The sequence below is a fragment of the Rhizorhapis sp. genome, from assembly GCF_035276005.1.
In the GTDB taxonomy this organism is placed as follows: Bacteria; Pseudomonadota; Alphaproteobacteria; order Sphingomonadales; family Sphingomonadaceae; genus Rhizorhapis.
This window is the reverse complement of sequence record NZ_DATEMB010000037.1, coordinates 122,642-137,520: the sequence shown is the minus strand read 5'-3', so window position 1 is coordinate 137,520 and position 14,879 is coordinate 122,642. Positions and strand designations below refer to the sequence as shown.

The 14,879-nt window shown below is 60.6% G+C and carries 16 protein-coding genes; 6 read left to right on the top strand and 10 right to left on the bottom strand.

The genetic code is table 11. The features are described from left to right. Window positions 1-172: 172 nt before the first annotated feature. The 6 genes from VJS46_RS09255 to VJS46_RS09230 form a co-directional block, all read right to left on the bottom strand. A complete protein-coding gene (locus VJS46_RS09255) occupies window positions 173-1,096 on the bottom strand; it encodes a ParB/RepB/Spo0J family partition protein (protein WP_324059742.1) in 924 nt (307 codons plus the stop codon). 5 nt (window positions 1,097-1,101) lie between these two features. Further along, a complete protein-coding gene (locus VJS46_RS09250) occupies window positions 1,102-1,884 on the bottom strand; it encodes a ParA family protein (protein WP_324059734.1) in 783 nt (260 codons plus the stop codon). Beyond that, window positions 1,881-2,516 carry a 16S rRNA (guanine(527)-N(7))-methyltransferase RsmG gene (gene rsmG / locus VJS46_RS09245; protein ID WP_324059733.1) on the bottom strand — a complete coding sequence of 212 codons (636 nt, stop codon included), beginning with the start codon at window positions 2,514-2,516 and terminating at the stop codon, window positions 1,881-1,883. The genes VJS46_RS09250 and rsmG overlap by 4 nt, the downstream gene beginning before the upstream one ends. Continuing rightward, window positions 2,513-4,363, bottom strand: a complete 1,851-nt coding sequence (gene mnmG, locus VJS46_RS09240) for a tRNA uridine-5-carboxymethylaminomethyl(34) synthesis enzyme MnmG (RefSeq protein WP_324059741.1) — start codon at window positions 4,361-4,363, stop codon at window positions 2,513-2,515. Before mnmG ends, rsmG begins: the two co-directional genes overlap by 4 nt. Before the next feature lie 81 nt (window positions 4,364-4,444). Next, on the bottom strand, window positions 4,445-5,716 hold the full coding sequence (mnmE, locus tag VJS46_RS09235) for a tRNA uridine-5-carboxymethylaminomethyl(34) synthesis GTPase MnmE (RefSeq protein WP_414707992.1): 1,272 nt from the start codon (window positions 5,714-5,716) through the stop codon (window positions 4,445-4,447). A 39-nt stretch (window positions 5,717-5,755) separates the two neighbouring features. Next, entirely contained in the window at window positions 5,756-6,004 is a 249-nt protein-coding gene (locus VJS46_RS09230) for a DUF6489 family protein (protein WP_324059731.1), read from the bottom strand. 163 nt (window positions 6,005-6,167) lie between these two features. Between VJS46_RS09230 and VJS46_RS09225 the strand changes: the two genes are divergently transcribed. Beyond that, window positions 6,168-6,869 (top strand): dienelactone hydrolase family protein, encoded by a 702-nt coding sequence (locus VJS46_RS09225; protein WP_324059730.1) that lies wholly within the window; start codon window positions 6,168-6,170, stop codon window positions 6,867-6,869. A gap of 231 nt (window positions 6,870-7,100) precedes the next feature. On the opposite strand, the gene VJS46_RS09220 is transcribed toward VJS46_RS09225, so the two are convergent. The 4 genes from VJS46_RS09220 to hemE form a co-directional block, all read right to left on the bottom strand. After that, on the bottom strand, window positions 7,101-7,823 hold the full coding sequence (locus VJS46_RS09220; RefSeq protein WP_324059729.1) for a YjbE family putative metal transport protein: 723 nt from the start codon (window positions 7,821-7,823) through the stop codon (window positions 7,101-7,103). 22 nt (window positions 7,824-7,845) lie between these two features. After that, a complete protein-coding gene (rho, locus tag VJS46_RS09215) occupies window positions 7,846-9,102 on the bottom strand; it encodes a transcription termination factor Rho (RefSeq protein ID WP_324059728.1) in 1,257 nt (418 codons plus the stop codon). A gap of 191 nt (window positions 9,103-9,293) precedes the next feature. Next, window positions 9,294-9,737: a CopD family protein gene (locus tag VJS46_RS09210; RefSeq protein ID WP_324059727.1), complete on the bottom strand. Its 444-nt coding sequence runs from the start codon at window positions 9,735-9,737 to the stop codon at window positions 9,294-9,296. Next, complete coding sequence (gene hemE, locus VJS46_RS09205) at window positions 9,734-10,765, bottom strand: uroporphyrinogen decarboxylase (protein ID WP_324059726.1); 1,032 nt, start codon at window positions 10,763-10,765, stop codon at window positions 9,734-9,736. Before hemE ends, VJS46_RS09210 begins: the two co-directional genes overlap by 4 nt. Window positions 10,766-11,154: 389 nt before the next feature. Here hemE and VJS46_RS09200 point away from each other — a divergent pair, with 389 nt between their 5' ends. The 5 genes from VJS46_RS09200 (at window position 11,155) to dnaQ (ending at window position 14,839) form a co-directional block, all read left to right on the top strand. After that, the gene (locus tag VJS46_RS09200; protein WP_324059725.1) at window positions 11,155-11,979 is read left to right on the top strand and encodes a pyruvate, water dikinase regulatory protein; all 825 of its coding nucleotides are present in this window, start codon (window positions 11,155-11,157) and stop codon (window positions 11,977-11,979) included. Window positions 11,980-12,115: 136 nt separating this feature from the next. Continuing rightward, window positions 12,116-12,709, top strand: coding sequence for a Maf family protein (locus VJS46_RS09195; RefSeq protein ID WP_324059724.1), 594 nt, complete (start codon window positions 12,116-12,118; stop codon window positions 12,707-12,709). Further along, window positions 12,706-13,527, top strand: a complete 822-nt coding sequence (aroE, locus tag VJS46_RS09190) for a shikimate dehydrogenase (RefSeq protein ID WP_324059723.1) — start codon at window positions 12,706-12,708, stop codon at window positions 13,525-13,527. The genes VJS46_RS09195 and aroE overlap by 4 nt, the downstream gene beginning before the upstream one ends. Beyond that, complete coding sequence (gene coaE, locus VJS46_RS09185; protein WP_324059722.1) at window positions 13,524-14,117, top strand: dephospho-CoA kinase; 594 nt, start codon at window positions 13,524-13,526, stop codon at window positions 14,115-14,117. The genes aroE and coaE overlap by 4 nt, the downstream gene beginning before the upstream one ends. A 23-nt stretch (window positions 14,118-14,140) precedes the next feature. Further along, window positions 14,141-14,839 carry a DNA polymerase III subunit epsilon gene (dnaQ, locus tag VJS46_RS09180; protein WP_324059721.1) on the top strand — a complete coding sequence of 233 codons (699 nt, stop codon included), beginning with the start codon at window positions 14,141-14,143 and terminating at the stop codon, window positions 14,837-14,839. Window positions 14,840-14,879: the final 40 nt, after the last annotated feature.

Below are 14,879 nucleotides of genomic sequence, written 5' to 3'. Positions count from 1 at the left end.
GATTACGGTCTTTTCAACAGTTTGAGCGAAGACTGGGGCGCTGAGAACGCAGGGCCGTTTATCCGCCTTCACCATGCACCCCGTCGTCCCTGCGCAGGCAGGGACCCCGCTACCCTATAGGCAATTGTGTAAGGGCTGAACGGAGATCAGGCTATCCCGATTTCACCCTCGCCTAAATCCCCTCTCCGCTCAGGCGGAGGCAGATCATGTCAAGCTGATCAAGATTGGAATAGCTGAGCGACAGCGTCCCCTTCCCGTCCTTATGACTTATGTTCACATGCAGGCCCAACAGGTCGGCCAGATGCTGCTCCAGCGAAGCGATGTCGGCATCATCGCTGCTGCCCGCCTTGGCTGCCGGCGCCTTCCCATTGCCCGGACGCCCCGGCTTCGCCTTGCTGGCGAGCTTCTCCGTCTCACGGACCGAAAGGCTGCCGTCGACCACTTTGCGCGCCAGGGCCTCGGCCTCGGGCGCGCCGATCAGCGCGCGCGCATGGCCCATGCTGAGCTCGCCCCGGACCACCATGTGCTGGACTGGATGCGGCAGGTCGAGCAAGCGCATCAGGTTCGCGACATGGCTTCGCGATTTTCCGACCAATCGGCCCAGCGCATCCTGGCTATGCCCGAACTCGGCAATGAGCTTGCGATAGGCTTCCGCCTCTTCGATGGGATTAAGCTCTTCGCGCTGAATATTCTCGATAAGCGCGATTTCCAGCGTTTCGGAATCGCTGAAGTCGCGGACGAGCGCGGGGATGCGGTGAAGCTGCGCTTTCTGCGCCGCCCGCCACCGCCGCTCGCCGGCAACGATCTGATAGCCCCGTCCGTGCGGGCGGACGATGATGGGCTGAATGACGCCCCGGCGCGAAATGCTGTCGGCCAGTTCCTCCAGCGCGCCGGAGTCGAAATGCCTGCGCGGCTGTTCAGGATGCGGCGAGATCAGCGAAACATCGATGCTCTGCACCGACCGGCCATTGGCGCCGGGCGCGGCAGGGACCACCGGCTCTTCCCGGCTCATGTCTCCCAAAAGGGCATTCAGCCCCCGGCCCAGGCTGGGAACGCGGCGCTGCGGCTTGCTGGCCTTTTCGGCGGTGTCTTCCATGTCGCTCACGCTGCAATTTCCTGCTGCGGCAGGCGGCCGATCAGCTCGCGCGCCAATTGCATATAGGCCTCCGATCCCGAGCAGCGATAATCATAGAGCAGCGCAGGCACGCCATGGCTGGGCGCTTCGGATAGGCGGACGTTGCGCGGGATCACCGTGTCGAACACCACATTGCCGAGGCAGGCCCGGACGTCGTCGGACACTTGTTCGGTCAGTCGATTGCGCCGGTCATACATGGTGAGCGCCACGCCCATGATGGAAAGGCCCTGGTTGAAGCGCCCCCTGATCCGCTCCACCGTCTGCAGAAGCTGGCTAAGCCCCTCAAGCGCAAAAAACTCGCATTGCAGCGGAACGAGCAGGGAGTGCGCAGCCACCATCGCGTTCACGGTCAAAAGGCCGAGCGAAGGCGGGCAGTCGATCAGGCAGATGTCCCAGCGTCCCTTGGGCGCCTGATCAAGCGCGCTGCCCAGCCTGTGGGCGCGGTCCTCAAAATCTATGAGCTCGATCTCGGCACCCGACAGATCCTGGGTCGAGGTGATGACATCGAGCAGCGGAACCCGCGAAGGCACGATCGCTTCATCCAGCGCGCATTCGCCCGTCAAAAGATGATAGCTCGACCAGGTGCGTTCCGACTGGCCGATGCCAAGGCCGGTGGAAGCATTGCCCTGCGGATCGAGGTCGATCAGCAAGGTCTTCCATCCGGTGGCCGCAAGCGCGGTCGCCAGATTGATGGCCGTGGTTGTCTTGCCTACCCCGCCCTTCTGGTTCGCAACTGCCAAGCGAATCATCTCTTGCCCCTTTTCCGGACTGACCGGCCCACCAAGATAGCGCTTTCCGGGTCAGTGACGCTCTGTTCCACGTGGAACACCCCCTGCCATGCGGGGCGCACCTGCTCTAGTTCATTCTGGCAATTTTTCCCCTTGGGCAAAAGCCAAATCGTGCGATCATCCGAAAATCGAACGGCTTTTTCGAGCAACCGGCCGAGTGGCGCGAAGGCGCGAGCGGAAATGACCGAAACCGGGACGCCATTTCCGAGCGCTTCCAGTCGGCGGCCCCGGACCTCCGCATTGGTAAGGGCGAGCCTCTCTATCTGCTCCAGCAAAAAGGCGATGCGCCCTCGCCGGGATTCGACCAGGCTGACCTGCCAGTCGGAAAGGATCGCGACGACCAGACCGGGAAGCCCCGGACCCGAACCAAGATCAAGCCATTCTCCCGAAGCATCGCGCGGTGCGTACAGCAATAGCTGCGCGCTATCCACTATATGCCGCGCCCAGACATGCTCGGCGGTGGAAGCGGCAATCAGATTCTGTTGCTGATTTTCCTCGAGAAGCCTGGCGACAAAGGCGTCGAGCCGCTCCCATGTTTCACGTGGAACATCGAAGCGGTCTTTAAGCCAGGCCCTCGCCTCCTCCTCTGTCACGCGGCTTTCCGCCGCGCATGGACCAGAATAGCGGCCAGCGCCGCCGGGGTGATCCCCCTTATTCGCCCCGCCGCAGCCAGCGTTTGCGGCTGCGCGGCCTCCAGCCGTTCGACCATTTCATTCGAAAGACCAGCGACAGAGCGATAGTTGAAGGCGGAAGGGATCGCGACCGCCTCATTCGCGCGCAACTCCCGAATCTCCGCTTCCTGCCGTTCGAGATAGGGCGCATAATGCGCGTCCTCGAAAATCTCGTCCCGCAGCTCCTCCGGCAATTCGGCCAGAGCAGGAATCATCGCCGAAAGTTGCGCCAGCCCAACTTCGGGAAAGCGGGCCCATTCGAACAGGGAGCGGCGCGATCCGTCCTGGCGCACCGCACAGCCGCGCTTCGCCATCTCCGAAGCCGTCACTTGCTCGGCCAAAAGCAACTCGGCTGCGGCACGATCCGCGCAGCGCCTTTCAAACCAAGCCCTCCGCTCGGCCCCGACGACGCCGTGCCGGATGCCGAGGCCCGTGAGGCGGGTGGACGCATTGTCGGCGCGCAACCGCAAACGATATTCGGCACGCGCGGTCAGCATGCGATATGGCTCCGTCACGCCCTGCAGCGTCAGATCGTCGATCATCACGCCCAAATAGCTGCTGACCCGGTCAAGGATCAGCGCATCTTCATTTTGGGCGAACGCCGCTGCGTTGATGCCAGCGACCAGGCCCTGGGCGGCGGCCTCCTCATAGCCGGTGGTGCCGTTGATCTGCCCCGCGCAATATAGGCCCGGCATTTCCCGCACAGCCATGGTGGCGTCCAGCGCCCGCGGATCGATATGATCATATTCGACCGCATAGCCCGGAATGATAATCTCAGCGCGCTCCAGCCCCGCCATGCTCCGCACCAGCGCGAGCTGGATGTCGGCGGGAAGGGACGTGCTGATGCCATTGGGATAGACAAGATGATTGTCCAGCCCTTCCGGCTCCAGAAAAATTTGATGGCCATCCCTGTCGCCGAAGCGGAAGATCTTGTCCTCGATGGAGGGGCAGTAGCGCGGGCCCCTCCCTTCAATGGCGCCACTGAACAAAGGCGACCGATCGAGCCCTGAACGAATGATCTCATGCGTTCGCTCGTTGGTCCGGGTGATTGCGCAAAATAGCTGCGGCAGCGGACGGCGCTCGGTCAAAGCCGACATCGTCCAGCCTTCCGCATCAGAGGGCTGTTCCTCCAACGCCGCCCAATCGATGCTGCGGCCATCGATGCGCGGGGGCGTGCCCGTCTTCAGGCGTCCGATGGGAAGTCCGGCGTCCCGCAATTGCTGCCCGAGGGTGACTGCCGCCCGCTCGCCAGTGCGGCCGCCCTCGCTAACCTCCTCGCCCCGGAAGAGCCTGCCATTGAGGAAAGTGCCAGTGGCGAGCACCACTGCCGGTGCGGTCAGGACCGTCCCATCGCCAAGGCGAAGCCCGGCAATCCCGCCACGCCGCACCTCGAGCGCCGCAGCCTCGGCCTCAACGATCTCGAGATTCTGCTGCGCATCGAGCAATGCGTGAATGGCCGCCTTGTAACGCTTCCGGTCCGCCTGGACACGGGGACCCTGCACCGCAGCGCCCTTGCTGCTGTTCAGCATGCGATAGTGGATGGCGGCAGCATCGGCCGCGCGGGCAATGAGCCCGTCGAACGCATCCACTTCCCGGACCAGATGCCCCTTGCCGAGCCCGCCGATTGCCGGGTTGCAGGACATGGCGCCAATCGTTTCGCGCGCGAAGCTGACCAGCACGGTCCGCGCACCCTTCCGCGCTGCGGCAGCCGCGGCTTCACAACCGGCATGGCCTCCACCGACCACGATCACGTCATAGCTTGTCTGCATGACGCGGCTCATAGCCGTTTTCCAATGAGGGGTCAAAATTGTTTCACGTGGAACAAGGGGGTAGCGGCTTCACATCCGCCTTCATTTGCCAATGCAGAAGCTGCCGAACAATGCATCGAGCATCTCTTCCGTCCCTGCCCTCCCGGTCACCTGATCCAGGGCAGAGCGGGCGCCGCGGAGATGCTCGGCCAGCACAAGATAATCGGTAGTGCAGATACCTGCGCTCAATTCGTCCGCCACGATGGCCAGCGCATCACGCTGGCGCTTGTTGAGGGCATATTCGCCATCGCGCGGAACAAGCGACCGGGCGCGAGTGATGAGCTCCGTCCGGAGCTGATCCATGCCCTCTCCCGTGCGGGCCGAGATTTTGAGCCCCTCATCCTTCCCTCCCAGATCGCACTTGGCTGCCAGGGGGACCGCCCGCTCGTCGTCAGGACAATCCTGCGCCTCGCCCAGCCAGAGGATGATGTCGGCGTCTTCCATCGCGCGCCGGGTGAGGCCAATGCCGATATGCTCGATCTCATCACTCCCCTCACCTCTCAGACCAGCGGTGTCCATGAGAAGAAAAGGGATACCCGCCAGCGCGACCGGCGCTTCTATCCGGTCGCGGGTCGTTCCGGCTAGGGGGGAAACAATCGCCGCGTCGCGCCCGGCAAGCGCGTTCAGAAGAGTTGACTTGCCCGCATTGGGGGGTCCCGCCAGCACCACGCGAATCCCGTCGCGCAACCGTTCCGCCGACGGACGGGCCAGCTCCGCCGCCAATTCATCCTGCAAGGATATGAGCATGGCGGCGACCTTCTCCACCGCGCCGTCGGGAACATCATCCTCGTCGGAAAAATCCAGCTCCGCCTCTACCAGCGCGGAAATGCGGAGCAGTTCCTTTTGCCATGCCGCGACGCGCCGCGAGAAATGCCCCTCCGCCATTGCAATGGCGCTCCGGCGCTGCGCCTCGGTTTCAGCAAACAGCAGATCCGCCAGTCCTTCAGCTTCGCTAAGGTCGATGCGGCCATTCTCAAACGCCCGGCGGGTAAATTCTCCCGGAAGAGCCTCTCTCAAACCCTCGCATTGCGCAAGCGCCGAAAGAACCGCCTGAACGACGGCCCTTCCCCCGTGCAGATGAAGTTCGGCCAGGTCTTCCCCGGTCGCGCTTCCGGGACCTGGAAACCACAGGACAAGGGCCTGATCGAGTTCCATATCCGTCGCCGGATCGCGCAAGGTCCGCATGCTGGCGCGCCGTGGTTGAGGGAGCTTGCCCGCCAGGGCGCCAATCGCGGCGGCCGCCTGGATGCCGCTGATGCGAATGACAGCGATGGCCGCGGGCGGCATCCCGCTCGACAAGGCAAAGATCGTCATGCGCGCCGTCATGATGGCAGAATCGTCAGGCGCCAATGGTCATTTGGAGGACTTATCCTGACCGCCGCCCAGGCCGATATTCATCAACTGCTGGAACAGCCGCATACCGGCGTCGCCCATGGGCGAAAAGCTGCGGAACAGATTTTCCATCTGCTCTACGCTGTTGGTGCCATCCATGGTTTCGAGCATCGTCTGCACATATTTCGCATGAATGGGCGACACATCGGGCAGGCCCAGAAAAGTGCGGGCCTCCTCCGGCGTGCAATCGATATTAACACTGACATTCATGCATTTCTGCTCCGGCCCGAGTGAGAGTCCCTTCATGCCGCAACATTGTCGGAAATGCCAGTTTTTCAACTAATGCCATGGTTTCAACTCGCTTGTGGCCATGACATAGTGGTTTCCAGCCGGGCAGCCGGTTTTCCGAGTCTGTTACAGGAAAGGATCAGAGATGAGCGGAATGACCTCCATCCCCACACTGGAAAACGACCAGAGTTTTGGCTGCTATGTTGCCGAGCCCTCCGGACAGGCCAAGGCAGCCATCATCGTCATTCAGGAAATTTTCGGTGTGAATGAAGGTATTCGCCGGAAGTGCGACAATTGGGCGAAGGCCGGCTATATCACCTATGCGCCCGACCTCTTCTGGCGCATCCAGCCCGGCATCGAACTCGATCCCGATGTGCCCGAAGAAATGAACGAGGCACTCGGCCTGATAGGCAAGTTTGATCAGGACAAGGGCGTACGGGACATCGAAGCTGTCATCCATGCCGCCCGCGCGAAGCTTGGCGAACAGGCCAAGGTGGGCTGCGCCGGATATTGTCTTGGCGGCCGTTTGGCCTTCATGACCGCCGCGCGCACGGACATCAGTGCGTCCGTTGGCTATTATGCGGTCGGCATCGACAATCTTCTCCGCGAATCGCATGCCATCGCTCATCCGGTAATGCTCCATATCGCCGGGGCGGACCATTTCGTGCCGCCTGAACAGCAAAAGGCGATCCATGAGGGGCTGGACGATCATCCGAAGGTCACCCTCCATGACTATCCGGGCCTCGACCATGGATTCGCGACCGAAATGGGCCAGCGCAGGAATGAGGAAGGCGCCCAACTCGCCGACCAGCGCACCGCAGACTTCTTCGCACAGCAACTGGCGTAAACCTCTACGGCTTGGCCGCCAACAGTCCGGGCGGCCAAGCTCGAACTATCGGCGGTCGATCTGAATCAGAGCCGCTCGGCCTGAGCTTGTGGAAGAGCGCTTCCTTGTTGCAGAAGACTTCAACAGGTCAGTCCGGCCGGGACCGGAGATTAGCCAAAAAGGATAGATACGCTGGGGCGGAGTCTGTCCACCGGATCCAGCAAGCGCTGCACAAATTCCTTTACATCCGCCTCAAGCAAGCAGGGTCAAGATGCCCACCTGATGATCGACAAACCCGTCATAGATCATCTTGCCGGCAACATAGACGATGATTGCCAAACCCAGAAAGGCTATCCAGCGATAGCGCTCGATATATTTGGCGATAAGGTTTGCGGCCAGGCCCATCAGCGCCACCGACAGCAGCAGGCCGATAATCAGGATTCCAGGATGATCCCGTGCCGCCCCTGCCACCGCAAGCACATTGTCCAGGCTCATGGAAACATCGGCAAGGGCCACCGCCCAGGCCGCGCCAGCAAAGCTTTTCGCAGGCCGTAGGCCGCTATGCTCGTCGCCGCCAATTTCGGGCGACCCGATATTCTCTCCGGCCTCGCGCAATTCGCGCCACATCTTCCATGCAACCCAAAGGAGCAGCAAGCCGCCCGCCAGGATCAAACCAACTATGCCCAGCAGGACGCTGACGATCAGCGCAAAGAAGATGCGCAGCACCAAGGCTGCGCCGATGCCGATGAGGATTACCTGTTTGCGCTGATGCGCGGGAAGTCCCGCGGCAAGGGCACCGACGACAATCGCATTGTCGCCGGCCAGCACCAGGTCGATCATCAATACCTGGCCAAAGGCAGCCAAGGCTGCCGGATTATCCAGATTGGTAAAATCATGAGCGATAGCCGCCCAGATTTCGGCAGGCGATCCGATACCGGATGCGGCGGCGGCGCTGGCAGCGAGGAATGCAAGCATAGGACCCAAATGCTCTTGTGGCTTATTGGTTCATGCTGTCGAAGAAATCGTCGTTGGTTTTGGAATCCTTCATCTTGTCGAGCAGGAATTCCATGGCATCGACCGTTCCCATCTGCATGAGAATGCGGCGAAGCACCCACATCTTGGACAGCTTGTCCTTCTCGACCAGCAGCTCTTCCTTGCGGGTGCCGGACTTGCCGACATCGAGCGAGGGGAAGATGCGCTTGTCGGCAACCTTGCGGTCAAGCACGATTTCGCTGTTGCCGGTGCCCTTGAACTCTTCGAAGATGACTTCGTCCATGCGGCTGCCGGTATCGATCAGGGCCGTCGCGATGATCGAAAGCGAGCCGCCCTCCTCGATATTGCGGGCAGCGCCGAAGAAACGCTTCGGCCGCTGCAGCGCATTGGCGTCGACACCGCCGGTCAGCACCTTGCCGGAACTCGGCACGACCGTGTTGTAGGCGCGGCCGAGGCGGGTGATGGAGTCGAGCAGGATGACGACATCCTTCTTGTGCTCGACCAGACGCTTCGCCTTCTCGATCACCATTTCAGCAACCTGGACGTGGCGGGAGGCGGGTTCGTCGAAGGTGGAGCTGATGACTTCCCCCTTCACGCTGCGCTGCATGTCGGTCACTTCCTCAGGCCGCTCATCGATCAGCAGGACCAGAAGATAAACCTCCGGGTGATTATCGGTGATCGCCTTGGCGATGTTCTGCAGCAGGACGGTCTTACCCGTCCGCGGCGGCGCGACGATCAGGGCGCGCTGGCCCTTGCCTTGCGGAGCGATGATGTCGATGACGCGCGCCGACTTGTCCTTGACGGTCGGGTCCAACGTATCGAGGCGCAGCTTTGAATCAGGATATAGCGGCGTCAGATTGTCGAAATTGACGCGGTGGCGGACCACCTCGGGATCGTCGAAATTGACCGCAGTAAGCTTTGTCAGGGCAAAATAGCGCTCGCCATCCTTGGGCGCGCGAATTTCGCCTTCAATCGTATCGCCCGTGCGCAGGCCGAATTTCCGGACCTGATTGGGCGACACATAAATGTCGTCCGGCCCTGCAAGATAATTGGCCTCAGGGCTGCGAAGAAAACCGAAACCGTCAGGCAGCACTTCAATGGTACCAAGGCCCATGATCTGCTCGCCATTTTCAGCCTCGACCTTCAATATGGCGAACATCAGATCCTGCTTGCGGAGGGTGGAAGCCCCTTCCACGCCCAGCTCCTCGGCCATGGACACGAGGTCGGCAGGTGTCTTTTTCTTGAGCTCTTTCAGATGCATTTAGATAGTTTCCGGAACTGGAATGTGTGTTGAGAGGCCGGCCAGCGCTATTGGGAAGGGATTCTCGTGCACGAACGGCAAAGAAGATGGAGCGAGCGTTACGACGCGGTTTCGTTTTAGTCAACGGGATTTGCGGGCAAGCGTTCCCGTTCGCACCTCTGAAAATCTCCCGCCCGGTAAGCGCGACCCGATCAGAAAGGACGCACAATCACCAGGATGACGATCACTGTTGCAAAAATGCCTGGCGCCTCGTTCCACATGCGCAGCTTGCGCTCGCTGAACGGACGAAGCCCGCTCGCCAATTTCCTCGAATAGCCGACGACCCAGCCATGATAGGCGGAAAGAAGAAGAGCAAAAAGCAGCTTGGCGTGGAACCAGCCTTGTTGCCAGGCATCGACGTTGAAGGCCAGCATCAGCCCGAAAACCCAGACCATGATGAGCGAGGGGTTGAGAATGATGTTGCGCAGGCGCGTTTCGCGCCGGACCCACCGCGCTTCCTCCGCAGATCCGGGCTCGGCTTCCTGGTGGTAGATGAAGAAGCGGGGCATCATGAACAGCGCGGCCATGAGGAAGATGACGAAGATGATATGGCCGGCCAATACCCAGGGGTAGGCAGCGCCAAGGAATCCGGTCATGAGTGCTCCTTGCGGACAAGCGTAAGCAATGTTTCGACATGGTCGATCGGGGTATCCGGCAAAATGCCGTGGCCTAGATTGAAGATGTGCGGACGTCCGCCGAACGCGGACCGGATATTCGAAACAGCCCGCTCGAGCGCCTCGCCCCCCGCTATCAGCGCCAGGGGGTCTAAATTGCCCTGAACCGGCAGATTCTCTGGAAGAACGGCATTGGCCCAATGGGGATCGATGGTCTCATCAAGTCCGATCGCATCAACGCCAGTACCTTCGGCATAGGCCGCGAGCCTGCCGCCCGCGCCCTTGGGAAAGCCGATGATCGGAATGTCAGGACAGCGCTGGCGCAGACGGTCAACAATCGCGCTGTTGGGCTCTATCACCCATTTATCGAACTCCAGCGGAGCAAGGCTGCCGGCCCAGCTGTCGAACAGTTGCACCGCCTCTACGCCCGCCTCGATCTGACCGGCCAGATACTCGACGCTAAGATCAATGATCGCCTCGATGATCGCGCCGAAACGCTTGGGATCGCGATAGGCAAGACGCCGGGCAAGGGCATGATCCTTGCTGCCTTGCCCTGCCACCATATAGGTAGCGACGGTCCAGGGGCTTCCCGCAAAACCAAGGAAAGTCGTTTCCGAAGGCAAGGCCGCCTTCACCCGCCGCACGGTTTCATAAATGGGATCCAGCCGTTCCAGCCGGGGCGTCAAAGCATCAAGAGCAGCCTCCGCGAGCGGCGGCGCGAGACGCGGCCCCTCGCCTGCCTCAAACCATAGGTCCTGACCCAAGGCATAGGGCACGATCAATATGTCGGAAAACAGGATGGACCCGTCAAAACCAAAACGCCGCAAGGGTTGAAGCGTAATCTCGGCCGCAGCCGCGCTGTCATAGACAAGTTCAAGGAATCCGCCCTTTTCAGCTCGCAATGCGCGATATTCGGGCAAATAGCGGCCCGCCTGCCGCATCAGCCATACGGGCGGAATATGCTGCTTTTCGCCTTTAAGGACTGACAGCAATTTCTTGGGCTTGGTCAAATCCTGTTCCTTGGAGCTTGTCGCATCACCCGACCTGGAGTCACCGCGATCCCCTAACGAACGATGCTCGCCAAGCCAAGGGGGCGCTCAGTCCATATCCTTTCCTATAACCCTTTAGAATGATTCAAAGGGAGATGGTGATAGTAGGGCGGTGGACAGCGGGGTTTATGGATAGTGCGCCAGCTTGCCAACAGCTTGACTCATCCCAATGCGTCAATCCGGACTGAGTCTCTGCTTCTGTCCCCATTATCCACAGCATGTGGAAGGAAAAATGAGCCTGTTGGCTGCTTGTGGATGAACATTCTGGAAATGGGGACGGAATCCTGCGCTGCGTTCCGCCCCGAGACTATCCCTTGCTTTATCCACAGCCAGTCCACAAAGATGCAGCCATGACGCGTCTGCATCTTCATTTATTGTCGGACTCCACCGGTGAGACGCTGGAGAATATCGCCAAGGCTGCGATCGCGCAGTTCGATAATGTAGAGACGATCCGGCACTTCTGGCCGATGGTGCGCTCGGAGGTGCATCTCGAAAGGATATTGGACGAGATTTCCCAAAATCCCGGGCTGGTCCTCTTCACGCTTGCCAACCAGCCCTTGCGGCGCAAACTGGAAAACCGCTGCCGGGCGCTCGGGCTTCCAGTCGTTGCCGCGCTCGATCCTGTCACCGACGCCATGTCGAACATATTGGGGCAGGAGACCCGCAACCGCACCGGCCGCAAATATATCATGGACGAAGCCTATTTCGCCCGCATCGACGCTATCCAGTTCACCATAGCCCATGACGACGGGGTGAACTGGGAAAATTGGGAAGAGGCGGACATCGTCCTGGTGGCCGTCTCGCGCGCATCGAAAACGCCGACCTCCATCTATCTCGCCAATCGCGGTTACAAGACGGCCAATATTCCGATTGTGCCGGAGTCTCCTCCTCCTCCGTCGCTGTTCACCTTGAAGCACCCGCTCATCGTTGGCCTCACCACCAGCGCGGAGCGGCTTATCCAGGTGCGCCGGAATCGGCTGCTCTCCTTGAATCAGATGCCAGAGACGACTTATGTCGACCAGGAGAAGGTCAAGGAAGAAGTGGCCTATGCGCGGCGCATGTTCGCCGATAATGGCTGGCCGGTCATTGATGTGACGCGGCGGTCGATCGAGGAAACGGCTGCGGCGATCATCAATATCTATAATGAGCGGCTGGTGGCGCAGGCAGAGGGATAGGAAACAGAGGTGATAAAGTTGATGTCCCCACCATTTTTCATTCCCGTCGCCACTGCGAAGACGGGGACCAGATTCCTTGCGCCGATTTCAAAAAGCAGCGGGGTCCCTGCCTTCGCAGGAACGACGGCATAGCAGAATGATCGTCCTTGCATCCGAAAGTTCCAGCCGCAGGGCAATGCTGGCAGCAGCCGGCGTTCCGCACGAAGCGATGGCCCCCGGCGTCGACGAGGACGCCGCCAAGGCTGCGCTTCGCGCAGAGGGCATCGATACGCGCGGCCTGGCCGACGCCCTGGCGGAACTCAAGTCGATGAGACTTTCCCGCCGCATTCCTGGCGCTTTGGTACTGGGATGCGACCAGACATTGAGCCTTGAATCGGGTGAGATGATCGACAAGGCGCAAAGCCGTGAGGAAGCAGCCGTGATCCTCCGCCAACTCTCCGGCAAGGTGCATTATCTCCACAGTGCCGCGGTGGTTTCGCTTGGCGGCGAACCGGTATGGCGGCATCTGGAGCGGGTCAGGATGACCGTCCGTCCGCTTTCGGAACGCTTCATCGAGCAATATCTGGAAGCGGAATGGGAGCATGTCTGCTGGTGCGTCGGCTGCTACCGGATTGAAGGCCCCGGCGTGCAGCTTTTCTCCCGCGTTGAGGGCAGCCAGTTCGCCATTCAGGGATTGCCGCTCCTCCCCCTGCTGGATTATCTTCGCACACGGGGAGTATTGGCATCATGACGCAAGCCCCGCTGCCCTATGCCGAAGTGATCGGCGATCCCATTGCGCACAGCAAGTCCCCGCTGATTCATGGATTCTGGCTGCAAAAACTTGGCATAAAGGCGGAATATCGCCGCACTCGCATAGAGCCCGCGAATCTCTACCAATGGCTCAGCCAACGGCGTGCCGATCCGCTCTGGCGCGGTGCGAACCTCACGATTCCGCACAAGGAGAAAATCCTTGCCCTGGTCCAGGATCCCGAGGGGCTTGCCGCGACGGTTGGAGCCATGAATATCGTCGTGCCCGGCGTTCATGGCCTGCCCAGCGGCTTTAACAGCGACATTGACGGCTTTGCCGAGCCGCTCGACAATGTGGAACTGAAGGGCAAGTCGGCTGCCCTTTATGGCGCAGGCGGAGCCGCCCGTGCGGTGCTTTTCGCATTGAAGCAGATGGGGATTTCCCATGTCACCATCCTCAACCGCAGCGAGGAACGGGCGCAGGCATTGCTGAAGCAGTTCAATATGGCGGGTCAGATCTTGCCGTTGCTTGCCCCCCTGCCGGCGGTGGAACTGGTCGTGAACAGCACCGCGCTCGGCATGACCGGCTATGACAGCCTGCGGCCGGACCTTTCCGGCCTTCCCAGCGAAGCCATTGTCTATGACATCGTCTATTCTCCGCTTGAAACCGAACTTTTGTCGGAAGCGAACAGCCGCGGGCTGCGTACTCTGGATGGTCTCAACATGCTGATCGGACAGGCGGCAAAGGCGTTCCAGCTCTTTTTCGGCGCGGAGGCGCCGCGCGATCATGACTTCGAACTCCGGGCGTTGCTCGCGGCATGAAGATTTATGGGCTGACCGGGTCGATCGGCATGGGCAAATCGGCTGTAGCCGCCATGCTGCGCAAGGAAAGTGTTCCCGTCTTTGATGCAGATGCCGAGGTGCATCGGCTGCAAGGACCCGGCGGCGTTCTCCTGCCGGCGATAGAGGCGCGCTTCCCGGGCACCACCGGACCTAGGGGCGTGGACCGGCAGAAACTGGGCGCTGCGGTGTTCAATCACCCGGAAGAGCTAAGGGCGCTGGAACATATTGTGCATCCTGCCGTGGCCAAATCCCGCCAGGCTTTCCTCCGCCGGCACCGGTCGCGGCCCATGGTCGTCTTCGACATTCCGTTGCTGTTCGAAAAGGGGCCGCCACGGGGATTATCGGGAATCATTGTAGTCACTGCCCCAGCCTGGAAGCAGCGCAAGCGGGTCCTGGCGCGGCCGGGGATGACTCCCCAAAAATTCAAGAAAATCAGGAAATTGCAAATGCCTGATGCTGCAAAACGGAAGCGCGCGGATTATATCGTCAACACGGGTACGACTTTTGGGCGAACCAGGGAGGCTGTTCGGCGTCTGACGGCTTGTCTAAGTCGCCGCGCAGGCCGATAAGAGAAGGGAGAGACTCAGAATCGATGCGCGAAATCATCTTCGACACCGAGACCACCGGGTTCGATCCTTTGAGCGGGGACAGGCTCGTCGAAATCGGATGTATAGAATTGATCAATCGGGTGCCGACGGGTCAAACCTTCCACGCTTATTATAATCCTCAGCGGTCGATGCCTTCAGCGGCTGAGGCGATTCATGGCCTTTCGGACGTGTTTCTGGCAGACAAGCCATTTTTTGGGCATGGCGTGGAGGAACTGCTCGATTTCCTGGGCGACAGTCCGCTCGTTGCGCATAATGCGAAGTTCGACTTCGGCTTCCTCAATCATGAACTGACACTGTGCGGACGGCCGGGCGTCTCGTTCGAACGGATGATCGACACTGTTGCCATGGCACGGCAACTGCATCCGGGCGCAAAGCATAGTCTGGACGCGCTCTGCACCCGCTATGGGATCGATCGGAGCCACCGCATCAGACATGGGGCCTTGCTGGACGCCGAACTGCTGGCCCAGGTCTATATAGAGATGACCGGCGGGCGGCAGATCGGGCTGGTGCTTGGCGTCGAAATCGAAACGCGCATGCAGGTTGATAGTATTGTGGTGCCGCAAATCCGGGTGATGCGCCCGCCCCGCTCGCACAGTGCGTCGGCCGAGGAACTGGCGCGGCATGCCGCCTTCGTTGCGGGTCTGGAAAAACCCCTTTGGCTGGAAGTTGCGGCCGCGGGTTGAATGGAACAGGGCCGGCTCCATTGGAGCGCTGGCCGGTTGA